The organism is Kribbella sp. NPDC004138 (genome assembly GCF_053603655.1).
The window spans coordinates 40,236-63,594 of sequence record NZ_JBSGFZ010000037.1; the positions used below are offsets into that span (position 1 = coordinate 40,236).

Annotated in this window: 17 protein-coding genes; 7 read left to right on the plus strand and 10 right to left on the minus strand. The window is 70.9% G+C overall.

All coding sequences use genetic code 11. The features are described 5' to 3' along the window. Positions 1–5: 5 nt before the first annotated feature. Positions 6–1,400: a GH1 family beta-glucosidase gene (locus ACWEOO_RS38025; RefSeq protein ID WP_359925455.1), complete on the plus strand. Its 1,395-nt coding sequence runs from the start codon at positions 6–8 to the stop codon at positions 1,398–1,400. Between the two features lie 44 nt (positions 1,401–1,444). On the opposite strand, the gene ACWEOO_RS38030 is transcribed toward ACWEOO_RS38025, so the two are convergent. Beyond that, complete coding sequence (locus tag ACWEOO_RS38030; RefSeq protein WP_359925458.1) at positions 1,445–1,900, minus strand: DUF7144 family membrane protein; 456 nt, start codon at positions 1,898–1,900, stop codon at positions 1,445–1,447. Positions 1,901–2,106: 206 nt separating this feature from the next. Here ACWEOO_RS38030 and ACWEOO_RS38035 point away from each other — a divergent pair, with 206 nt between their 5' ends. Further along, the gene (locus ACWEOO_RS38035) at positions 2,107–3,036 is read left to right on the plus strand and encodes a hypothetical protein (protein WP_452147168.1); all 930 of its coding nucleotides are present in this window, start codon (positions 2,107–2,109) and stop codon (positions 3,034–3,036) included. A gap of 28 nt (positions 3,037–3,064) precedes the next feature. Here ACWEOO_RS38035 and ACWEOO_RS38040 read toward each other — a convergent pair whose 3' ends face one another. The 3 genes from ACWEOO_RS38040 to ACWEOO_RS38050 form a co-directional block, all read right to left on the minus strand. Continuing rightward, positions 3,065–3,514 (minus strand): DUF7144 family membrane protein, encoded by a 450-nt coding sequence (locus tag ACWEOO_RS38040; protein WP_452147169.1) that lies wholly within the window; start codon positions 3,512–3,514, stop codon positions 3,065–3,067. A 10-nt stretch (positions 3,515–3,524) separates the two neighbouring features. Continuing rightward, positions 3,525–3,959, minus strand: a complete 435-nt coding sequence (locus ACWEOO_RS38045; protein ID WP_452147170.1) for a DUF7144 family membrane protein — start codon at positions 3,957–3,959, stop codon at positions 3,525–3,527. A gap of 173 nt (positions 3,960–4,132) precedes the next feature. Continuing rightward, the gene (locus tag ACWEOO_RS38050; protein WP_452147171.1) at positions 4,133–6,829 is read right to left on the minus strand and encodes a LuxR C-terminal-related transcriptional regulator; all 2,697 of its coding nucleotides are present in this window, start codon (positions 6,827–6,829) and stop codon (positions 4,133–4,135) included. Between the two features lie 246 nt (positions 6,830–7,075). On the opposite strand from ACWEOO_RS38050, the gene ACWEOO_RS38055 reads away from it, so the two are divergent. Further along, complete coding sequence (locus ACWEOO_RS38055; RefSeq protein WP_452147172.1) at positions 7,076–9,781, plus strand: LuxR C-terminal-related transcriptional regulator; 2,706 nt, start codon at positions 7,076–7,078, stop codon at positions 9,779–9,781. 280 nt (positions 9,782–10,061) lie between these two features. Then, on the plus strand, positions 10,062–10,772 hold the full coding sequence (locus tag ACWEOO_RS38060) for a hypothetical protein (RefSeq protein WP_452147173.1): 711 nt from the start codon (positions 10,062–10,064) through the stop codon (positions 10,770–10,772). Here the strand turns inward: ACWEOO_RS38060 and ACWEOO_RS38065 are convergent, their stop codons facing one another. Then, complete coding sequence (locus tag ACWEOO_RS38065; RefSeq protein ID WP_452147174.1) at positions 10,773–12,071, minus strand: hypothetical protein; 1,299 nt, start codon at positions 12,069–12,071, stop codon at positions 10,773–10,775. A 207-nt stretch (positions 12,072–12,278) separates the two neighbouring features. On the opposite strand from ACWEOO_RS38065, the gene ACWEOO_RS38070 reads away from it, so the two are divergent. After that, positions 12,279–12,764 carry a DUF7144 family membrane protein gene (locus ACWEOO_RS38070; protein ID WP_359925478.1) on the plus strand — a complete coding sequence of 162 codons (486 nt, stop codon included), beginning with the start codon at positions 12,279–12,281 and terminating at the stop codon, positions 12,762–12,764. An 87-nt stretch (positions 12,765–12,851) separates the two neighbouring features. On the opposite strand, the gene ACWEOO_RS38075 is transcribed toward ACWEOO_RS38070, so the two are convergent. From ACWEOO_RS38075 to ACWEOO_RS38090, 4 genes are read right to left on the minus strand one after another with little or no spacing between them, the layout of a single operon-like run. Beyond that, positions 12,852–14,624, minus strand: a complete 1,773-nt coding sequence (locus tag ACWEOO_RS38075) for a SulP family inorganic anion transporter (RefSeq protein ID WP_452147175.1) — start codon at positions 14,622–14,624, stop codon at positions 12,852–12,854. Between the two features lie 19 nt (positions 14,625–14,643). Continuing rightward, positions 14,644–15,573 carry a PPK2 family polyphosphate kinase gene (locus ACWEOO_RS38080; RefSeq protein ID WP_452147176.1) on the minus strand — a complete coding sequence of 310 codons (930 nt, stop codon included), beginning with the start codon at positions 15,571–15,573 and terminating at the stop codon, positions 14,644–14,646. A gap of 15 nt (positions 15,574–15,588) precedes the next feature. Next, on the minus strand, positions 15,589–18,357 hold the full coding sequence (locus ACWEOO_RS38085; RefSeq protein ID WP_452147177.1) for a cation-translocating P-type ATPase: 2,769 nt from the start codon (positions 18,355–18,357) through the stop codon (positions 15,589–15,591). A gap of 50 nt (positions 18,358–18,407) precedes the next feature. Beyond that, a complete protein-coding gene (locus tag ACWEOO_RS38090; RefSeq protein WP_452147178.1) occupies positions 18,408–19,910 on the minus strand; it encodes a DUF2252 domain-containing protein in 1,503 nt (500 codons plus the stop codon). Positions 19,911–20,119: 209 nt separating this feature from the next. Here ACWEOO_RS38090 and ACWEOO_RS38095 point away from each other — a divergent pair, with 209 nt between their 5' ends. Both ACWEOO_RS38095 and ACWEOO_RS38100 read left to right on the plus strand, forming a co-directional pair. After that, entirely contained in the window at positions 20,120–21,400 is a 1,281-nt protein-coding gene (locus tag ACWEOO_RS38095) for a diacylglycerol/lipid kinase family protein (RefSeq protein ID WP_452147179.1), read from the plus strand. 41 nt (positions 21,401–21,441) lie between these two features. After that, entirely contained in the window at positions 21,442–21,990 is a 549-nt protein-coding gene (locus ACWEOO_RS38100; RefSeq protein WP_452147180.1) for a phosphatase PAP2 family protein, read from the plus strand. On the opposite strand, the gene ACWEOO_RS38105 is transcribed toward ACWEOO_RS38100, so the two are convergent. Continuing rightward, positions 21,979–23,298, minus strand: coding sequence for a cation:proton antiporter (locus tag ACWEOO_RS38105; protein ID WP_452147181.1), 1,320 nt, complete (start codon positions 23,296–23,298; stop codon positions 21,979–21,981). The two genes, ACWEOO_RS38100 and ACWEOO_RS38105, sit on opposite strands and share 12 nt — an antisense overlap. Positions 23,299–23,359: the final 61 nt, after the last annotated feature.

Consider the following 23,359-nt stretch of genomic DNA (forward strand, 5'->3'; position numbering starts at 1 on the left):
CGATGATGAGCACTACTCCTGAGACCCTCGTCGGAGGGTTCCCGTCCGGCTTCCGGTGGGGTGTCGCAACCTCGGCGTACCAGATCGAGGGCGCGGTGAGCGCGGACGGCCGGACGCCGTCGATCTGGGACACGTTCTGCCGGGTTCCGGGAGCGATCGACAACGGCGACACCGGCGACATCGCCTGCGACCACTACCACCGGATGCCGGCGGACGTGGCCCTGATCAAGGACCTCGGCCTCGACACGTACCGCTTCTCGGTGGCCTGGCCCCGGGTCCAGCCGCGCGGCAAGGGCCCGGTGAACGCGGCCGGGATCGGCTTCTACGACCGGCTGGTCGACGAGTTGCTTGCCCAGGGCATCGACCCGTGGGTGACGCTGTACCACTGGGACCTGCCGCAGGAGCTCGAGGACGCGGGCGGCTGGCCGGTGCGCGACACGGCGTACCGGTTCGCCGAGTACGCGATGCTGGTGTTCGACGCGTTGCAGGACCGGGTGAACACCTGGACCACGCTGAACGAGCCGTGGTGCTCGGCGATGCTCGGCTACGCCTACGGCCTGCACGCCCCGGGCCGGCGCGAGTACCCGGCCGCGATCGCCGCGGTCCACCACCTGCTGCTCGGCCACGGGCTCGCGACCCAGCAGATGCGCGCGGCCGCGCCGCGCAAGCTCGACATCGGGATCACGCTCAACGTCGCGACGGCGTACCCGGCCTCGGACGCGGCACCGGACGTCGACGCGGCGCGGCGGGCGGACGGGATGGGCCGGCGGATCTACCTCGACCCGCTCGTCCACGGGCACTACCCGGCCGACGTGGTCGCGGACCTCGCCCGCGAAGGGGTCGAGCTGCCGATCGAGGACGGCGACCTGGAGATCATCGCGGCGCCGATCGACGTGCTCGGCGTGAACTACTACTTCAGCCAGAAGTTCACCGGGTACGCCGAGGACGGCAGCACCGTCGACGGCAACGGACTTCCGGTGAGCCGCGACGTGCCGCTGGGCCGGCCGCGCACCGCGATGGACTGGGAGATCGTCCCCGAGGGATTCACCGACCTGCTGCTCAGCATCGCCCGCGACTATCCCGGCCTGCCGATGGTCATCACCGAGAACGGCTCCGCCTTCGACGACGTGGCCGACGAGAACGGGTACGTCGACGACACCGGCCGGACGGCGTACTTCACGTCCCACCTGGGCGCCGTAGCCGACGCGATCGCGCAGGGCGCCGACATCCGCGGCTACCTGGCCTGGTCGTTGATGGACAACTTCGAATGGGCCTACGGCTACGTCAAGCGCTTCGGCATCGTCCGGGTCGACTACGAAACCCAGACCCGGACGCCGAAGCAGAGCGCGCTCCATCTGAAGCAGCTCGCCGCACTCCACCGGGCCGGCCGAACGGCGTGACGTGAAGTCCCACGGGCCGGCGTCACCGGCCCGTGGAGCGGCGTCTACTCCTTGATCTCGCGGCCGTGGACGGTCAGCGCCCAGATGATCAGGATGTCCATCAGGATCATGATGCCCGACCAGAACGGGTGCGCGGCCAGGAATCCGACGTTCACGATCGCGCTCGCCATCGCCACCAGGACGCCGACGATCCGGGCCCACAGCTGGCCGGCGAACACCGCGATACCGGCGCCCGCGACGATGGCGCCGCCGATGATGTGCACCCAGCCCCAGACCGTGTAGGAGACCTGCACGGTGAGGTGCGACTTGTCGACCTGGAAGTAGCCGTCCTCGAACAGGGCGACGAACCCCTGGAGCACGTGGAAGATGCCGAGCAGCACCATGATCACGCCGGCGAACGCGATCCAGCCGACCCAGGCCGACATCGCCGTGGGCTGGACGTGGTACGGCTTCTCCGGCTCAGCCACGTCGGCGGTTTCGTGCGGTCTCGTGTGCGACATGGCCGGTCTCCCCTCGACGGAATCGTCGGTTCCAGCCTTCGCCGCGTCGGCCGCGCGTGCCTCATCCGGCGAGGATGAGGCAGGTCAGGCGGGGAGGTGACAGGTTCCTGAGGGTGAGTGCGACGCCACGGCGATCCGGTGCCGACCAGCCCGGGGCCGGCGGACCACGCAGCGTGGGCCGGCTGGTCTGGTGGTGTTGTGCCTGCGTGACGGCCGGGATCGGGATCCTCTGCATCTTCGCCTGGTGGGGGTGGTCGGCCGCGGTCGTGCTGGTGGCGTTCGGCACGCTGGTGGCGGCCGTCGTCGCGTCGTCCGTCTGGTCGGGCGACGACGTCCAGGGGGCGGGTCGCAAGATCGCCAAGACGACCGGCGCCGGCGCCGTCCTCGGCCCCGCCGTAGCCGGCCTGATCGCAGCCTTCGGCTCCGCCGGCCTCCTGATCGCCCTGATTCTCGCCGTGACAATGCCCTCACTCACAGCCCTCGTACGCGCACGCTGGTTCCCACCAGCCCGGCCGGACGAGACAGGGTCCCACGAAGCACTGCCGGACGAGACCCACCGCAGCGACACACGGCCCCACGAAGCAGTCCCCGACGAGACGCAGCCCGACACACGGCCCGACGAGGCACCGTACGGCGGGCCGCGGCCGAGCGAGACCCGGGCGAACGACGCACAGCCCGGCGAGACACAGCTCGGCGAGACGCAGACCGGCGGGATGCAGCCGGACGACGCGCAGCCTGGCGAGACTCAGCCGGACGGCGCACAGCCGGGGCAGGCGGAGCCCGGCGAGACCCAGGCGGGCGACGCGCAGCCCGGCGAGGGGTGGCCGGTGGGGGGCCGGGCGGGCGACGGGCAGGCCGCGGCGGCGCAGTCGGGGGCGGCGCAGTCGGGGGCGGCGGGGGAGCTTGCACGGCTGGATGACGAGGCGCTTTGTCTGGAGTGGCGCCGGAGCTTCTTCCGGTTGGAGGCTGCTTCGACGGCGAGTGCGCGGCTGGCCGTGGTCCAGGAGCGGCAGCGGTATCTCGACGAGCTGCACCGGCGATCGCCGGACGGGCTGGCTGCCTGGTTCGCCTCGGGTGCGCGAGCCTCCGGCGACCCGCTGCCGTACGTCGACGAGACCCGGCGCCGGATCGAGTGACCCGGCGCCGGCCCTGAAACCTCCAGGTCTAGACCTGCGGACCTTGGGCGCTGCTCCAGGGAGCGTCGCCGACGCCGCCCAGGCGGTCCCGGACGTCGGACCACCGCGCGGTGAGGGCCCACAGCACGATCACGTCGAGCGCGATCATCAGCAGCGACCAGACCGGGTAGGCGCCGAACGAGGCGACCTGCGAGACAGCGTGCAGGCAGACCACCACGATCGCGGCGATCCGCGACCAGCCGGTGGCGGCGAGCAGGCCGCCGCCGACGGCCATCAGGAGCAGGCCGGAGATCAGCAGGGCCCACCCCCAGGCGGTCGTGTTCACGACGACGAAGTGCTCCGGTTTCGCGGCCAGCCGGTCATCGGCGAACCACGCGACGAACGCCTGGAAGACGTTCACCAGGCCGATCACCATCAGCATCGCGCCGGCGAACACGACGAACCCGGACAGCGCCAGCCCTTTCCGTTCGGCGGCCATCGGCGTCGACTCAGGCCTTCACGTCGCGACCGTGCACGGCCAGTGCCCAGATCACGAAGACGTCGACGGCGATGATCATGATCGCCCAGAACGGGTAGTACGGGATGAAGGTGAAGTTGGCGAATGCGCTCAGCACCGCCAGGATGATGCCGACCACACGCGCCCAGGTCTGTCCGGCCATCACCGCGAAGCCGGCCAGCGCCACCAGCGCACCGCCGATCAGGTGGATCCAGCCCCAGGCGGTGGCGTCGAACTGGAACAGGTAGTTGCGGGTGGCGACGTAGAACTCGTTCTCGAAGAGCGCCACCAGGCCGGAGAACGCCTGGAAGGATCCGGCCATGATCATCATGACGCCGGCGAACAGGACGAACCCGATCGCCCAGCTGCTGGCCTCGTGTTCCTCGCCCGCGGCGTCGTAGTGCGATGCTGCTGCCCCTTGGGTCACTGTCGTTCACTCCCTGGGTGTGTTGGGTCATCACGGTCCGGAGTCCGGCGGCCACAACGGCCTGCCGGTTCCCCGGCCCGCTAGTCGGACGATGCGCCGGGCCGCGCGGACCTGCATCACCCGCTCCGGACGATCTGGTCCCGAAACGCCGCGACCGAGCGGTGGCCGGCGCCTCAGGCCGGGATCAGGCTGAGCGCCCGGGCACGGCGTACGGCCTCGTTGCGCCGTGACACCGCGAGCTTGCGGAGAATGTTGCGGATGTGGGTGCGTACGGTGTTGACCGACACGTACATCTCCAGCGCGATCTCCTCGGTGGTGAGCAGCTCGGACAGGTGACCGAGCACCTCCGTCTCCTTCGGCGTGAGCGGCTCGATGATCGGCTCGGCGTCCGCGTGGCCGGGAGCCGGAGCGGTGCGGATCCGGACCGTCCTGGTCCGGGGCCCGAGGACGGGCCGGAGCCAGGGGTTCTGGCCGACCAGCTCCGGGTCGGACTCGAGCAGCTGCCGGACGGCCGGGGCCGCCTCCCAGAACGGCCGGCGCAGTTCCTCCGGCCGGGCCAGGCGGACAGCGTCGGCGACCGCGGTCCGGGCGCGGCCGGACTCCCCGCAGTGCAACTCGTACGCCGCCTCCAGCAGCCGGGCGCCGACCGTGGCCTGCAACGGCATCTCGTTGCCCTGAGCAAGAATGCGGGAGACCGACGCCGCGACACCGGTCCAGTTCTCCCGCTGCAGATGCGCCTGACCGAGCACGAGGGTGCCGACGGCGTCGGTGCGGTCGTCCAGCCGCTCGATCATCCGTGCTGCCTCGTCGGGCCAGCCCTGGGCGACCTTCAGCTTGGCCGCTTCGACCTGGAGCGGGCGTGCGGGCCAGCCGATGTCGACGCCGGTCCGATCGGCGGCCGCCTCGACCAGGGCCATGGCCTCGTCGAGCGCTCCGCGAGCCTCCAGCAGACGCGCCTGTACCACGGCCGCCTGGGCTTGCAGGACAGGTTCGTCGCACCCGTCGAACGACCGCATCGCCGCTCTGAGGTGGTCGTCGCCGGCCCGGAGCTCGTGACGTTCGATGCTCACGCCGGCGAGGGCGATCTCGGTCGCGGCCGGAGGCCATTCCGCCGGCCCCCCTGCATACTCGGTGAGGGCCACCGACCGGGCCGCCCAGTCGCGAGCGTCGCGCAGTGCGCCCTCGGCGGAGTCGAGCAGAGCGAGGTAGCCGAGGCACGCCGCGGTCAGGTTCTCGTACCCCGGCACCACCGCATCCACCGCGGCGATCAGCGTGGTGCGTGCCCCGGCGATATCGCCGTCCTGCAGGAGCGCCCGCGCTTTGACGGCCCGGACCAGCAGGGCAAGCTCGGGATGGGCCGCGAGCTTCCGCCGGTCCTGCGTGTCGAGTTTCTGCTCGGCCAGGTCGGCGAGCAGCGCGGTGCGCGGATCGCCGGTCAGCGACGACCACGCGGTCCGGACGATGTCGGCGGCCAGTTCGACGGCCTGATCGTGGTCCGATTCCGGGGTCAGCGACGTACACGCCTGCTCGAGCTCGTGGGCACACGAGGCGGTGTCACGGTCGGTCAGAGCCAGCGCGGCCCTGACCACCCTGGCGGCCGGATCACCGACGTCGGGCGGCATCTTCCGCAGGGTCACGTGCACCCCGCAGCTGTCGTCACCGAGCAGGACCGCGCCGATGGCGAGACCGTCCACGACGTACGCCGAGGCATCGCTCCAGGCCCCGGCCTCGGAAGCCAGGCCGACGGCGGCCTCGAGCAAGCCTTGCCGGGCGAACCAGTCGGCCGCCTTCTTCAGCAGCTGCTGCCGTTGCCGCGGTGACTCGTAGGCGAGTTCGGCGCGCAGCAGGTCCCGCAGGAAGGGGTGGTAGCGGTACCAGCCGGGATGGTCGGGCAGTGGCTCGACGAGCACGTTGCCGGCGGACAGCGCCACGAGGGTCTGCCCGGCCGAAGGCCCGCCGAGCTCTTCGATCAGCCCGGGCTGGAGCACGTCCACGACGCTGGTGCGCAGCAGCAACGACCGTACTTCGGCCGACTGCGTCCGGAGCATCTCGACCGACAGGTACTGGGCGATGTTGCCGCTGTCGCCGGCGAGATGGGCCACCGCCTCGTCCGGATCGTCGCTCCGCTCCAGGTACATGCTCGCGAAGCGCAGGCCGACCGCCCAGCCCCGGGTCCGCCGGGTCAGCGCCGTGACGGAGTCGCTGCGCACGCTGATCCGCGACAGGTGGATCAGGCGGGCTGTCTCCGCCTCGGTGAAGGCGAGATCCGCCATCCGGATCTCGGTGATGATCCCTGCCTGGCGGTAGCGCAGCAGCGGAAGCGCGGGATCGACGCGGGTCAGGATCACCACGTGCAGGCGCTGATCGCTGTGCTGCAGCAGGAAGTCGAGGTCGCTCGACTGCTCGGCGCCGGCGATCTCGTAGCCGTCCAGCACGAGCGTCACCGGGTGCGTCCGCAGGGCCAGCGCCGTGGCGAGCTCGGTGAGCAGCTGGGAGTGGGCGTCCGCGGTGTCGTCACGGGCTCCCGGCAGGACCACGCCCTGCCGGCGGAGGGCTTCGACGACCTCGGCCAGGAACATCGCTGCCGGGAGGTCCTGCTCCTCCAGCGTCAGCCAAGCAACGCCCCGCCCGGTCGCTTCCCGCCGGGCCGCAGCCCAGGCGGCAACGAGGGCGGTCTTCCCACTACCGGCCGGAGCGCTGACCAGTGTCAGCGGCAATTCGGCGTCCCGGTCCAAACGCTTGTTGAGGCGCGGCCGGTCGACGTACCGCCGCGGACGTCGCGGGATACCGAACCGAACCGCCGACAAGGGATCGACGGACCCTGCGCCGTCGACCCCAGCGGGCTGCTCGGTTCCGTACTTCCCCCCCATGAGCCATACCGTGACTCCGCTGGAGTCCGAGGGCATCACCCGAAGGGGGTAATGCCGGGCGAATGCGCGTAGCATGGGGCCGAGACAGGGCTGGTCGTGGGGGCGCGATTCAGACCGAGTGCCTCGTCGCGGGGGCGATGTGATCCGGGGCTACTCAGGACCAGCGCTCGGTACCCGTGCGTTTGTCCGTCGTCCAGCTGGAGGGGCCTTCGGTACGGACTGCGTGCGGTCGACAGGGTCGGGGCAATGTCACCTGCTGACGCCGAACAGTTCCTTTTCGATGCCTCCGCGGCGTCGGACATCCACCTGCTCACTACCAAGCTGGCGCGGCCGCGTGTGCCGTCGACGTACGTCGACCGGCCGCGGATCGCCGGCATGCTCGACGAGGGCACGCGGCGCGCGTTGACGGTGGTGAGCGCGGGCGCCGGCTGGGGAAAGACGCTGGCGACGGCGTCGTGGTCCGCGGCGCCCCCGGGCCCGGGTTCGGTGGCGTGGCTCTCGCTCGACGAGAGCGACAACCATCCGCGCTCCTTCTGGACCTCGTTCGTGGCCGCGATCCGCAGCGCCACCGAGATCCCCCGCGGCAACCCGCTGGCGGGTCTCGCACCGGGCCTCGGCGGCAGGGAAGGCAACCATCGCCGGCTCGTCGCCGGGCTCACCGGGCTGCCGGAGCCGGTCGTCGTCGTCCTCGACGACTTCCAGATCGTGCGCGAACCGGCGGTGCTCACCGGGATCGCCGAGCTGCTGCGACACCCACCCGAGCAGTTGCGACTGGTGCTGCTGTCGAGGGCGGTTCCCGCACTTCCACTGCGCCGCCTCGAACTCAGGGGCGAGCTGGCCGAGATCCGCTCCCATGACCTCGCCTTCGACGTCCCCGAGGCGCTGGCGCTGTTCGCCGCGGGCGGCGTCCCGATCGAGCCGGACGAGGCACGGTTGCTCGTCGACCGGACCGAAGGCTGGCCGGCCGGGCTCCAACTGGCGACCTACTTCCTCAAACGCGGAGGACCGGACCGGACCGCGGCGGACTTCGCCGTGAACGATCAGGCGGTGAGCGACTACCTCGTCGAGGAGGTTCTCACCAACCAGCCGCCCGAGCTCCAGCAGTTCCTGCTGCGGACCTCCGTGACCGAACGGCTGACCGGCGGGCTCGCCCAGGCGCTGACCGACGATTCCCGCGGGCAGCGCTTCCTGGAGCTGCTCGAGAGGTCGAACGCGTTCGTGGTCGGGCTGAGCCCGGACCGGCACTGGTACCGGTACCACCCGATGCTCCGGGAGATGCTGCGTCACCAGTTGACGCTCGTCGAGCCGGAGATCGTGCCCGACCTGGAACGGCGGGCCGCCCTCTGGTTCGCGGCGAACGGTCAGCCGATCGAGGCGTTGCGGCACAGCGCTGACGCCGCCGACTGGGCGCTGCTCGGCCGGCTGTTCGTCACCAGGGCCGCCCCGCTGATGGTTTCGTCCGAACGCTCGGCGGTCGCGGCGCAGCTGGCCCGCATTCCGGCCGGCCGGCTCACCGAGGCCCCGGCGCTGGCCGTGGCCGCGGCGGCTCTGTGTATGCACGCCGGCCGGGTACAGGAGATGCGTCCGCACCTGGACCGGGCCCGGGCACAGCTGGACCGGACGAGTCCGGAGGCGCGGATCGGCACCTCGATCGCGATCCATGTGTTCTCGGCCGCCGTCACCCGCTCGCGCGGCGACATCGACGCCCTGGTCGCGGACTCCGCGGCGGCGCTCGGCGAGACGTCCGGACCGGGTGCGTCGCTTCCGGCGGCCGATCAGTACCGCGCGATCGCCTTGAGCAATCTGGGCACCGGCCTGCTGTGGTGCGACACCTTCGACGAGGCCGAGGCGCGTCTGCAGGAAGGGCTCCGGCTCACCACCGCCCATCGGCTGGACGCCTCCCGGATCAACGTCCTGGCCCATCTGGGACTCGCCGCCGCCGTCTCCGGCCGGCTGCAACGGGGTTTCGGGTACGCCACCCAGGCCGTCGAACTCGTCGACGCCCGCGGCTGGGAGCCGCTCCCGCAGGCCGCAACGGCGTACCTGGCGCTGTCGATCATCCACCTTCGATGGAACGATCTCGACGAGGCGCAGAGCCAGCTGGCCCGCGGCGCCGAGGCCGCGCGTCCGGAACTGACGGCCAGGTGCGCGGCCGGTCTGGCGCAGGCACGTCTGTACGCGTCGCTCGGCCGGGTCGAGGCGGCGCGCGAGCAACTGGCGCGCGTGCGCGGCGAGATCGAGCGGTGGCGGCCACCGGTCCTGCTGCAGCGCTGGTATGCCGTCACCGAGGCCGAGCTCGACCTGGCGGCGGACGACCCGACGGCGGCGATCGCCAGGTTCGATGCGCCGACGGGCTATCAGCCGCCCTTCGATCGGGAGCAGACCTGCCTGGCGGAAGCGTTCCTCGCCGGCGGTGACACGCACCGCGCCGAGGCGATCCTCTCGCCGCTGCGGGTCAGCACGAACGATCCCACCGCCGCGGTGGAGGTCTGGCTGCTCACAGCGCTGTTGGCCGACCGGCAGGGTGCGACCGACCGTGCCCTCGGCGCCCTCGGCCGGGCGGTGGACGCCGCACGGCGCGAGGGCGTCCGCCGGCCGTTCCTGTTCGGGCCCACGGATCGGCTGTCGCGGCTGCTGCCCCTGACCGCGCGATGGGATCCCGACGCCGCCGCGTTCCTGGACGAGCTGATCGCGGGCCTGGGCCTGGTCAAGCCGCTGGGCGCGCTGGGCGCCCCGACGACCGAGCCGCTGACGGACCGTGAGCTGACCGTCCTGAACTACCTGCCGACGATGATGACCAACGCGGAGATCGCGGTGGAGCTGTTCGTGTCGGTGAACACGGTGAAAGCACACCTCAAGCGGATCTTCCAGAAGCTGGGCGTGACCAGACGCCGGGACGCCGTACGGCGCGCCCGCGAGCTCGGCCTGCTGAGCAAGCGACCCGGCCGATGATGCCGACCGTTCCGGGGCGGGCCGAGATCGTCCGCCGAGGGTGACGCCTGCTCGGGCCGGCCGCGCCTACCGTCGGCTCACAGGTGGACCGTGCGATCGGCCGGTGGGATCGATCCGCACCCGGCCACCGCCGTCGCTCTTGGTGTCATTCTCTGAGGGGTGGGTGGCGCCAAGAGCCGGCAGCCGCAGGCTGCCGCGTCCCTGGTGATGTGGAGGGTGCCGTGGTCATCCACCGAGTCATTGACCGAGCCGATCGGCGACCTGGCGAAGGGCTGGGAACATGAGCCGGCCGACGCCGTCCCACGGCGCCGGCAGGAACCAGGGCGGCAGTTCCGCCGGCAGCACGATCTGGTCATGGTCGGCCCATCTCGCCACGGCGGCCGGCCTCGGTTGTGCGCTCGTCAGCTGGGACGTGACCACCGTCGTACTCTGCGTGATTCTGCTCGTGCTGGTGACCGGCGTCATCGCAGCGTCCCTGTGGGCAGAGGACGGACGGCGGGCGGTGCCCCGAATCCTCCGGGTCGCTTTCAGTGGCGGGCTGGCAGCCCCGGCCGCGGTGGCGCTGATCGTCGTGCTCAAGCTCGCCGGCGTCCTGCTGGTGCTGGCACTGGTGGCGACGGCACCTCCGGTCACCTCGTTCTTCAGGGCGCGACGGGAAGCCAAGGGCGACGTTCCGGGCAGCCGGCCGGGGTCGCCCGCAGCTCGCATCCCCGCGACGTCGCTCGTCGGCGGGCCCGCGGCCGAGCCGGTCGTGGAGCTCGAGTCCCTCGACGACGAGGCGGTGTGTCTCGCCTGGCGGCGAAGCTTCCGCCGGCTGGAGGCGGCCGTCACGGCGGCGGAGCGTCTGGCCGTCGTCGAACAGCGGCAGCGCTATCTCGACGAACTCGACCGGCGCTCCCCGGACGGAGTCGCGGCCTGGCTCGCCGCCGGCGCGCGAGCGTCCGGCAACCCCCTGCCGTACGTCGCCGACCACCGGCGCCGGGCAAGCTGACTACTTCGCGGCGCCCGGGACGGCTTGTCCCGGAACCATCGGCGGGGCCTGGGACGCCGACCTGCCCGCACCGACCAGGACCTGTACGACGGCCAGCAGCCCGACGACGAGCACGAGCGACCAGAACAGCCGGGACACCGACATGTTGTTGCCCCAGAGCAGGACAACGGCGCCCACCAGGCCGGCCACCACACGCAACCATCCGGCGTTCGGCGCGACCCATCGGCCGGCGTTGCCGACCGGTCCGTCGGCGAGCGAACCACCGATGTTCTCCAGCCCACCCCGGACTGTGCCGCGGACCGCGGATCCGTACTTGTTGGCACCGGCGAACCAGCCGACGACGATCAGGATCAGGCCCAGCCAGAGCATGACCTGCCGACCTCGGTCCAGGTAGACGAGCAGGGTGTCGTAGAAGACCCGGCTCGCCGGGCCGAACACCGTTCCGGCGAGAGCGTCGCTGAACAGCTGGCGTCCGACGGAGATGGCCAACGCCAGGAGCAGCGCGTTCGCCGCCAGCGCCGCGCCGATGACCACTGTGGTCCGCGGGCGCCGGTGGGCGAGCACGAGCGCGGCCAGATAGAGACCTGCGACGACCACGATCAGCCACTGCGCCAACGGGTTCGCGAGGGCGTAGATGTTCTTGAGCTGCTTCAGCTGCGGCGCTTCCAGCAGGACGATCTGCTTGTCGACATTGGGGACCGGGATGTTCTGCACGATCGTGAGGCCGCGGTCGACGAGGCGTTGCTTGACGCGCTCGATGACCTCGGAGACGTCGAGGACGACCTGGTCACCCTGGAGCTGTACGGCCCCGGACTGGTCACCGTTCAGCAGCCGTTGCAGGGATTGCTGGGCTCTGGTGTTGACCGCGGTCCAGAGGTCGGCGAACTCGTCCGAGGCGAGGAACTCCCGGACCTGGCGGTCGATCAAGCTGTTGATCGCGGCGGCGAGCGGCCCGACGAGTCGTTGCAGCCGGGGCCGGTCGGTGATCACCCCGGAGAACACGTCGTTGAGGAGCGCCTCGATGTCGACCTGTTGCTGGATCGTGTCGGTCACCTTCGTCGCGATGGCGTTCTGGACCTCGGGCGAGTTCACCAGCGGCCCCACCGTGTTCACGTAGCGTGTGGTGTCGTTGAGGGTCCGCTGCCCCCAGTAGGCGATGCCTGCCGGCGTCGTCAGCAACGCCGCCAGCAGCAGGCAGATCACCACCGCGGCCGATCGGCCCCTCGACGGCCGCTCCGCGGCGGGCGCGGCGGACGCAGTGGGCTCGGGATCTGGCACCGTCGGGCCTGGATCGGACATGCTGCGCCTCCTCGACGGTCGTCTGAGGGATCGATCGTCTCCGCAGCGGACAGCCCGAACCTCACCCTGCGTGGATGAAGCAGCTCGCTGCCCGCGCCGGCAGGGCCTCATCCGCGTGGGGTGAGGTGCCGGTGCGGCGACCGGGACAGCATCCAGATGAGGAGCCACCGGTTCCGGCGGCTCCCGTCGCACGAGAGGGGATGTCGGATGGCTGCGAAACGGGCTCCGGGGGCCATGGCCGGTTTGGTTGTCTTCGCGGGTGTGATGCTCGTGGTCATAGGGCTGGTCAACGTGTTCGAAGGATTCGTCGCGCTGATCAAGGACGAGCGTCTGGTCATCGCGCCGGACAAGCTCATCGTCGTGGACGTGACCGGCTGGGGATGGTTCCTGCTGATCTCCGGGCTGGTCCTGCTGGCCGTCGGATGCGGCCTGCTGGCGGCGCAGACGTGGGCCAGGATCACGGCCATCATCGTGGTAGGACTGCACGTGGTCCTGCAGATCGTGTCGATCGGCGCCTACCCGGTGTGGTCACTGCTGATGATCGCGCTGGACACCGCCGTGCTGTACGCGCTCACCGCCGGGTGGAGCGGGGCGCGCGAGCGGATCGAACGGCGCGCCGAGGCCACCTGGAACGGTCAGGAGGGCGAGGTTCCGCAGTCGGCGGCCGAACAGCGCGTACCGCCGATGAGGTGAGCGTCGGCAGGCAGACTCACCCGGTCGCTCGTCCTGCCGGCCATCGAGCACGTCCGTCCGCGGACGTGCTCGATCCCTGTCCGGGACTCACCGCCGGGAGCTCTCGTCGTCGGCGTCCGGCTGCGGGTCCCGCCACTGCGCGCCGGTCTGCCGGACGTACTCCGCGACGGCGTCGTCGAGGGTCGGCAGGAAGTGCGCCGGATCGATCGTCCGGGTGAGCTCGTACCGCTCGATCTTCGCGCGCACCGGGTCCTTCATCTCCGCGAAGACCAGGGACACCCCGCGGGCGTTCAGCCAGGCGTCGAGCTCCTGCAGCATGTCGGAGGCCGTGGTGTCGACGTCGGTGATCGGCTCGGCGGCGATCACGATCCAGCGCAGGCCGGGCCGGTCGCCGGCGATCTCCCGCACCGTGTCGCTGAAGATCCGCGCGTTCGCGAAGATCAGCGGCGCGTCGAACCGCAGGACGACCAGGCCAGGCAGCAGCTGAGCGTGGGGATAGCTGACGGTGTCGTGCAGACCGGCGATCCCGCCCACCCGGCCGAGCTCGGCCTGGTGCGGCCACCAGGCGCGCCGGAAGACGTTCAGGATAGACAGCGCCACGGCGATCCCGATGCCGGGCAGGACTCCCAATAGGGCCACACCGAGCAGCGCCACGACGGACAGCAGGAACTCCGTACGACGCTGGTGCCACAGGCGGCGCGTACCGCGGATGTCGGCCAGGGACAACGCGGCCGCGATGACGATCGCGCCGAGCGTCGGCTGCGGGACGTACTGCATCAAGGAGGTGGCGAAGACCACGACCACAGTGATCACCGCGGCGCCGACGATGCCGGTCACCTGGGACCGGGAGCCGGCCTGCTCGGCGACGGCGGTGCGGGACCCGCTGGTACTCACCGGGAAGCCCTGGAAGAAGCCGGCCGCGATGTTCGCGACGCCGATACCGACCATCTCCTGGTTGCCGCGCACGCGATCGCCCTTGCGCGCGGCGAACGCGGAGGCCGTGGACATCGTGTCGGCCAGCGCGACGACGGCGATCGCGACCGCCCCGGCGAGCAGCGGCGGCAGGTCGTCCCACCCGACCGAGGGGATCGTGAAGGGCGGAAATCCCTGCGGCAGCACGCCGATGGTGTCGACGTCGTGGTCCTGGAGATCGAACGCGTTCACCACGAGGGCGGCCAGGACCACGACGACCAGGACGCTCGGCACCTTGGGCAGCAGCCGGTTCAGGAGCAGGATGCCGATCAGCGAGCCGATCCCGAGGACCGCAGCCGTCGCGTTGGCCTCGCCGTTGGCAAGCCCCGAGAAGAAGTCGCGCGTCTCGGCGATCAGCCCGTCGGCGTCGACCGAGAAACCGAAGAGCTTGTCGAGCTGGCCGACGATGATGGTCAGGGCGAGCCCGTTCAGGTAACCGATCTGGGTCGGCTTGGACAGCAGGTCCGCCACGAACCCGAGCCGGGCCACGCCGGCCACTGTCATCACCACGCCGACCATCACGGCCAGCATGGAGGCGAGGGCGACCGCACGACCCGGGTCCCCGCCGGCCAGCAGCAGCGGCGCGAGCGTAGCCGCGATCATCGGTCCGAGGGACGAGTCCGGGCCGAGCACCAGCACCCTGGAGGGCCCGAACACCGCGTACCCGAGCAGGCACAGGATCGAGGTGTAGAGACCGGTCACCGGCGGCAGTCCGGCCAGCTCGGCGTACGCCATCCCCTGCGGCACCAGGAGGGCCGACAAGACGAGGCCGGCGACGACATCCTTCGGAAGCCACGCGCGCCGGTACGACGCGGCCACGTCCAGGCCGGGCACGTACTCGCGCCACCGGGCCGGTTTCGCATCGGGTCGAGCGGTGCCTTCGGCCATGGTCGTCGCCCTGCTCGCCCTACTCGCCCGCGAACGGATCGGGCGCCGCGCCCTCGGGCGCCTGCTTCTCCAGGGCGGTCTTGATCTCCTCCAGCGCCGCCCGGGCGTCCTTGCCGACCTTCGGATAGCGGGGATCGATCTCGATCAGCGTGTTGGCGATCACGGCGGCCGCGGCGATCCGCGCGTACCACTTGCGGTCGGCGGGGATCACGTACCAGGGCGCCCACTCGGTGCTCGTCCTGGACAGCATCCGCGAGAACGCCCGCTGGTAGGAGTCCCAGTACTCGCGCTCGCGGACGTCGGCCGCGGAGAACTTCCAGTTGTGGTCGCGCAGGTCGATCCGGCGCAGGAAGCGGATCCGCTGCTCCTCGTGGGACAGGTTCAGGAAGAGCTTCACGATCTTGATGCCATTGGCGCTGAGCATCCGCTCCCACTCGTTGATCTCGTGGTAGCGGCGCTTCCACACGCCTTTCCGGGTGCCGCGCGGGAGCTTCTGCCGGTCGAGGAGCTCCTGGTGCACGCGGACGACGAGTACCTCCTCGTAGTGCGACCGGTTGAAGATCCCGATCTGCCCGCGGGCCGGCAGGCGCACCCCGTAGCGCCACAGGTAGTCGTGGTCCAGCTCCTCGCTCGAGGGGACCTTGAAGCTGTGCACCGCCACCCCCTGGGGGTTGACCCCGGTCATGACGTGCCGGATCGTGCCGTCCTTCCCGGCGGCGTCGAGCGCCTGCAGGACCACCAGCACACCGTGGGTGTTGTCGGCGTACAGCCGGGACTGGTACTCGGACAGCAGTTCGGTGCCCTGGACCAGCAGTTTGCGGCCGCGCTTCTTCGAACCGATCGTTCCCTTGAAGTCCGGCGCGAAATCCCTGCCCAGCCGCACCTTCTGGCCCGGTTCGACGCGGAACGGCGCGATGAAGTCGGCGATCCGCTGTTCGCGAGATGTCATGGTCTCCCCCTACCTTCAGCCGGCCGGTTGCCGGACGCGAGCCGGCGCGACGGCATCCTCCGGGCGGAGCAGCACCGGCGTCCGTCGCTTGCGCCGGGTGACCAGCTTGTCCGCCTCGACGGCGATCGGGAGCAGGGCGGCCAGGCCGAAACAGGTGAGCCACTGGCGCGGGCTGAGCTCGACGGTCAGCAGACCGGACTGCAACGTCGGCAGTTCGCTGGCCAGGAACAACAGCACGATGGGGATCACCGCGATCGCCGCCGCCTTCACGATCGGCGGGGTCAGACCGCTGGCCGGGGCGCGCCGGTTGACCACCGAGTTGAACGCGGTCCCCACGCCCATCACCACGAAGGTCATCGTCATCGACACCGTGCCCTGCGTCGTACTCGGATCGTCCGGCCCCGCGACCAGCGGCGCCAAGGCGGCCAGGAAGAGCACGAACGCGTAGCCGACCCACCTGATCACCGCGTTCCGGTTGGTGATCGGTACGGCGGCGTCGCGCGGCGGACGGTGCATGACCTCGGGATCACCGGGATCGATCGCGATCACCACGACACCGACGGCGGTGGCGAAGAACAGCAGGAACAGCACCATCGACGGAGTCATCGCCACACCGTCGTTGATGTCGAACGCGGTCGCGGCGAGGAAGAGCAGCACGAGCGACAGCAGTTGCGTCATCTGGTACCGGACGTACGAGACGACCTTGTCGTAGACGCGCCGGCCGATCTCGACCGCGTGCACGAGGGTCCCGAAGTTGTCGTCGGTGAGCACCATCCGCGCGGCCTGTTTGGTGACCTCGCTGCCGCTGCCCATCGCCACCCCGATGTCGGCCTGCTTGAGCGCGGCCGCGTCGTTGACCGCGTCCCCGGTCATCGCGACGATCATGCCCTGCTCCTGCATGGCCCGGGCCAGGCGCAGCTTGTCCTGCGGGGTGACCCGCCCGAACACGTGCAGCTCGGGCAGTCGCTGCTTCAGCTGCTCGTCGGCCAGCGCCGCCAGTTCCTGGCCGCTGATCGCGCCCGGCCCCAGACCCAGCTGCTCGCCGATCGCCTGGGCGGTGACCGCGTGATCGCCGGTGATCATCCGGACGTCGATGCCGGCCGCGAGCGCCGTACGGACCGCGCTCTTCGCCTCCACCCGCAGCGGGTCGATGATGCCGGCCATCCCGACGAACGACAGCCCGGTGGTCAGCGCCATCGGATCCGCGGTCATCGTCGCCAGCTCGTCGTCGCCGACCAGGCGGGCCGCGAACGCGAGCACCCGCAGGCCCTGCCGCCCCATCCGCAGGTTGGCCTCGTCGATGCCAGGCCGCCCGTCGGCGATCGGGATCTGCGAGCCGCTGAGCGGTCCGCCGACCTGGCTGCAGCGGGCCACCACGACGTCCGGCGCGCCCTTGACCAGCTCGATGACGTGCTCGGCGCCGTCGACGGTCACCCGGTGGAACGTCGCCATGAACTTGTACTCGGAGTCGAACGGGACCTCGGCCAGCCGCGGGTACCGACGCCGGGTCTCCTCCGCGTCGACACCGAGCTTGGCGGCCAGGACGACCAGCGCCGCCTCGGTCGGGTCGCCGATCACCGAACCGTCGTCGCCGACGACCGCGTCGCTGTCGAGGGCCAGCCCGAGACCGAGCCGGGTGAAGTCGGGGACGGGAACGCCGGCCACCGAGCGGATCGCGCCGCTCATCCGGTAGCCCTGGCCGTCGACGGTGAACCAGGAACCGCCGGCGTACAACGTCGAGACCATCATCTGGTTCAGCGTCAGGGTCCCGGTCTTGTCGGTGTTGATCGCGTTCGTCGCACCGAGGGTCTCGACGTCGGTCAGGTTCTTCACCACGGCTTTCGCGTCGGCCAGCTGCCGGGCGCCGAGCGAGAGCAGGCCGGAGACGAACGCCGGCATGCCGGTCGGGATCGCCGAGATCGCCATCGCGGTCCCGAGCAGCAGCAGGTCCTTGCCCGGTATCCCGCGGATCAGGCCGACCACCACGATGATCGCGACCGCTCCCCAGGCGATGATTCCGAGCACCTTCGTCAGGGAGTCCAGCTCCCGCTGCAGCGGTGACCGCGTCCGCGTCACGGACGTGAGCATCGTCGCGATCCGGCCCATCTGCGTCTGCAGGCCGGTGGCGGTGACCACCACCGAGCCGGTGCCCCGGGTGACCGACGTCCCCTGGAACAGCATGTCGGTCTGGTCACCCAGGCCGACGTCGGAGCTGTCCAGAGCGTGGGCGTCCTTGGCGATCGGCGCGCTCTCACCGGTCAGCGCAGCCTCCTGCGCCTCCAGCGTCGCCGACTGCACGATGCGTCCGTCCGCGGGCACGATGTCACCGGCCTCGACTTGCACGATGTCGCCCGGGACCACCTCGGCGGCGGCGATCATCGCCGGCTCGCCGTCGCGGACCACCCGCGCCTGCGGGACCTGCAAGGTGGCGAGGGCATTCACGCTCGCCCGCGCCGTCAACTCCTGGCGGGTGCCGAGACCGACGTTCAGCAGGATCAGCAGGGCGACGATGATGCCGGTCGACAGCTCGCCGATCAGCAGGCTGACGACCACGACTCCGATCAGCATGATGTTCATCGGGTCGCGCAACTGCTGGCCCGCGACGGCCCAGACCGAGGGCGGCTTCTCGGCCGGGATCTCGTTGGGGCCGTACGACGAGAGCCGTCGGGCCGCCTCGGCCGCGGAAAGCCCCGACCCGGTGTCGGATCCGGCCGCCGCGACCACCGCGTCCGGCGGCAGCGCGTACGGCGCCGTCTCGCCCCCGGTCGCTGAGGGTACTGCCATACCGATCTCACCCACGGTGCTGTCCTCTCCTCGGACCGACGGGGCCGGCCTCAAACCTGTTGCAGCGCGTCGATCCGGTTCGAGCTGATGGCCTTGGCGAAGTCCGCGAAGTCCTGGTCGTTCTGGGTCGCGTACCGTTCGGAGAAGTCGGTGATCGCGTTGTCGAAGCTGTCGTCCTCGCCGAGGTAGGCGGAGATGGCGACCGGGTCGCCCGACCGTGCGTGCGCGCGGGCCAGTGTCCATCCGCACGTGCGGCCGTAGAAGGCGAGTTCCGCGGGCTTCAGCATCTCCACGAGCGCCGAGCCCTTCATGTCACGCAACTGGCGCCAGTAGTAGTACCGGCCGGGCTCCACTCCTTCGGACCAGCCCAGGAAGATGTCGCTGCTGGCCTGCATCAGGCGTTGCCCGTGCACGACCCGCTCGCCCGACTGCGCGAATTCGCTCTTCGGCAACGGTCCTTCGAGCACCGACTGGGTGGCCTCCTTGACCTGCAGGAACAGCGGATCGTCGCGGTCGCGGCCCTGCAGCAGGACGATGAACGCCCGGGTTCCGACGCTGCCGACACCGACGACCTTGCGGGCCCAGTCGATGACCTCGAAGCGCTCCAGAAGGCGCCGCAGCTCGGGGCGGAGGCTGGCGCGGTAGCCGGTGAACAGACTGATCACGACCTCCTCGAAGTCGGCGGGTTCCCGGCCGTACACCACGTGCAGCTCGCGGGCGGGGACGATCACCGGCGGGGCGCTGACGATCCGGTAGCGGCCGTCGACCTCCTCGCTGAGCTTGGACAGGGCCTGGTCGCTGTTGCGGGAATGTGCCTTCAGCGCGTTCTTCTGGAAGCGCTTCTGGGCCTCCTTCACCTGCTTCTGCGTCATCCCGGTGATGCCCTCGTCCTCACCGGTCTTCTTCTGCTTGCCCTTCTTGCCATCTTTGCCGGACCCTTTGGCCCGGCCGCTGGCCGCGAAGAAGGCGTCCACCGACTCCTTGATCTGGTCCTCGGCCAGGTGCGCGTACCAGACGTCGAGAGTTCGCATTCCGGCGAAATGGGCCATCGCCTCCCGGTAGGAGGTGACACAGCCTTTCGTGATCGCCTGCGCGTCCGGCGTCGAGCAGCCGTTGTTCTGCGCCGCCACCATGAAGCTCGCGGCCAGCCGTTCGACGTCGTACTCGAACGGCCCCGGCAGCGTCTCGTCGAAGTCGTTGATGTCGAACACCAGGTTGCGCTCGGGCGAGGCGAAGACGCCGAAGTTCGACAGATGGGCGTCACCGCACAACTGGACCTGGAGACCGGACGTCGGTGTCGCGGCCAGGTCGACCGCCATGATCTTGGCGGCGCCGCGGTAGAACGTGAACGGCGACGCCATCATCCGGCCGTGCCGGACCGGGACCAGGTCCGCGTCCCGGCGGAGGTTCTGTTCCTCGATGAGCGAGACCGGGTCGGGCCGGTCCGCGGCCGGCCGCCAGCCTGCGTGGCTGTCCGGCGGGACCTGCGTGCGAGCCTCGAGTCCCTGGGCCTGCCGCTCCTGCAACGTCAGATGATGCACCTTCGTGGGCATGGCCGGCCGCCCCTCTCCTCGTCGCCGGTGCGGCTCGCCGGACGAGCCGGACACGCGGCCCTGCGATCCGCGTACGGCGCCGACGATTCAGCACAACCCGCGCCGTCGCATCACCCCTGATGGACGAGCGGGCCCGGCGGCCGTTCCCGGGACCGATTCATCCTGGGTGTGGGATGCCTCCGCGGCTCGGTGGGTGTGACGTGGTCACCATGAGGCGACGGGTGGCGGCGGTGGTGGCGCTGTTGGCCGGGACGGCGACTGCCGTCCTCGGTGTGATTGTCGCGGTCAAGGAGTTCCCACGGGGCCTTGCCGTCATAGCCTGCCTGGTGATCGCGCTCGTAGCCGCCTGGTACGGCGCGCTGCGGCGCGGCGTCGCCCGCGTGGCCGGGCTGTACATCGCCGGGATCGCGGCCGCCGGTGCGATCCTCCTCATCGCGCTGGGCGGCAAGTTCGGCGTCGACCTGCTCGTCCTGGCCGGGGTCCTGCTGACACTGGCCGCGACCCGCGCCGCCTTCCTCGCCCGCGCGGAGCTGCCGCGGGCTGCCGCTCCGCAGCGGGCGGTGCTGTTCTACAACCCGCGCTCCGGCGGCGGCAAGGCGGAGCGGTTCGCGCTCGCCGAGGAAGCGCGCCGCCGCGGCATCGAGCCGATCGAGCTCAAGCCCGGGGAGGACCTCGAGACCCTGGTCCGCGATGCGGTGGCACGGGGGGCCGACGGGCTCGCGATGGCCGGCGGCGACGGCTCGCAGGCGATCGTCGCGGCGATCGCCGCCGAGCACTCGTTGCCGTACGCCTGCGTGCCCGCCGGCACCCGCAACCACTTCGCCCTCGACCTCGGAGTCGACCGAGACGACGTCGTCGGCGCCCTGGACGCGTTCGTCGACGGCGGTCAACGGTGGGTCGATCTCGCCGAGGTCAACGGCAGGGTGTTCGTCAACAACGTGTCGCTCGGCCTGTACGCCGAAGCCGTCCAGCGCAGCGGGTACCGGGAGGCCAAGCTCCGGACGCTGCTCGACACCGTGCCGGATGCGCTCGGCGCCGGCGGCAGCGAGCTCGACATGCGCTGGACCGGTCCCGGTGGGGACGGACACCGGGGCGGTATGGCTGTGCTCGTCTCCAACAACCGCTACCGCCTCGGTCGTGCCGTCGGCTCCGGCACGAGGCCGCGCATCGACGACGGTCTGCTCGGAATCACCGTGCTCGGGGCGCCTCCGGAGGCCGGCCACCGGCGTGTCCAGCGCCCGTGGCGCGAGTGGTCTGCGCCGACCTTCGAGGTCGAGGCCGATCGCCCCCTCCCGGCGGGTATCGACGGGGAGGCCCTCGTCCTCGACGCACCGCTGCAGTTCCGGATCCGGCCAGGAGTCCTCCAGGTACGGATCGCCCATCAGCACCCCGGATCGTCACCGTCGGCGAGAGCTCCCGAGGGTCTGCGCGACGGCGTGGCCAAGCTGGTGCGCATCGCGCTCGGCCGGGACCGGAAACCCGCAGGATGACACCGGCCAGGGGCCCTGACGAGGGCGGTCGGCTCTCACGCTTGCTGCGGCGTCTCGAGGCCTACGACCACGCGCTGTTCGGGTCGGTGGCGCGACTGTCCGTACCGGTTCTGGACGAGCCGCTGCGGCGGGTGTCCGATTTCGCGAACTTCTCCAAGCCGTGGTTCCTGACGGCCGGTGCGCTCGCCCTGTTCGGCGGTCCGCGGGGACGGCGGGCGGCGGTGACGGGCCTGAGCGCGGTCGGGGCCGCGTCCCTGCTGGTGAACCAGCCGATGAAGCGGATGGCGAGTGAGCGCACGCGTCCCGACCGCGGCGGCCACGGTGTCCCGGTCGAGCGATGGGTTCCGATGCCGTCCTCCGGGTCGTTCCCGTCCGGACACTCCGCGTCGGCGGCGGCCTTCGGCGTCGCCGTCGGCGGGGTTCTGCCCAGACTCCGGCGGCCCCTGCTGGCCGCGGCGTCGGTCGTTGCCTTCTCGCGGGTGTACACCGGCGTGCACTACCCGAGCGACGTTCTGGTCGGCGTGACCGTCGGAGCGGTGTTCGGGCGATTGGCCGCCCGGATCGCGCTGCGTCGCCGGTCACGGTCGTAGACGCCTGCCCAGCTGACGATGGGCGGCCCGTCGGGACCGCGGGCCCGGGCCCGGGCCCGAGTCGACGTGCGCTTGCTCGTGCCGGACGTACCACCCGCCCAACGGGCCGGCCGAGACGCCGTGCAGTACGACGCTCATCAGCACGGTGAGGGCCACGGCCGCGATCGCGGGTTGCACCGGCCCGGTCGTCCCCAGCTCCTCGATCGCGAGCAAGGCGAACACGACCGACGCCAGGCCGCGGGGCCCGAACCAGCCGAGGAACAGAACCGTACGGCCGTCCAGTCCCTTGCCGACCAGGGACGCAGCGACCGGAACGATGCGCACAACGGTCAGGCTGAGGACGGCGTACGCGAGCAGCGGCAGGTCGAAGTTGTCGATCGCGATCGGAACCAGCGCGGCACCGAACAGGAACCAGACGACGAACGCCAGGATCTCACCGAGCAGCTCGGGCAGCTCGACGACGTCATCGGCGGCGGTGCCGTCGGTGCCGTCGCTGTCCAGCAACGCCCCGTCCAGGCCCGCCCGGAAGGCGAGACCGGCCACGAACGCCGCGATGAATCCGTTGCCGCTCAACGTCAGCGCAACGGCGAAACTGCCGAGCGCGGCCGCGAGTGTGCCGAGTCCGCGGGCTTCGGTACTGGTCCAGCGCCGCCGGAAACCGAAGGCCAGGAGCTTGGCGCTCCCCCGGCCGATCACCAGACCGACAACCAGGCCGACCGCCAACTCGAGCAGCGCACCACCGTCACCGAGGAACCCTTCCTTCTCGCCGGGTCCCAGTTGCCCGGCGGCAACAGCGAGCGTGAACGTGACGACAGGGGTGACGATGCCGTCGTTCAGTCCGCTCTCCACGTTCAGCGCACGGCGCAGGCGCATCGGTATCCGCCGGTCGTTGATGACTTGTGCGCTCAGCGCGGCATCGGTGGGAGCCAGCGTGGCGCCGACGAAGCCTGCGACGGCCCAGGTGAAGTCGTCGAACAGCCAAGCCGCCAGGAGCGAGCCCAGGACGACCGAGAGCGGTAGACCGATGCCGAGAAGGCGCCCGGGCAGGTAGATGTCCTGCCTCAGCTGGGAGAAGTCGACCCGCGCCGCGTCGGCGAACAGCAGCAAGGCGAGCGTGACCTCGGCGACGAGATGGACCGACGGCGCATCGACCTGCACCGTGAGGTGTTTCCAGTCGTGGCTTCCGATCAGGAATCCGGCGACGGTGAAGAACAGCGGACCGGTGATGTTCGCCCTGGCCAGGAGGTCCGAGGTGACCACCCAGGCCAGGACGAGGAGCGCGAGCACCCCGAACATGGCTTCTGTCATGGCCGCGCCTCCGTCGTGAGAATGCCAGGGTCGCCGCGGCCCGCGCCTCATCCCGGCCGGA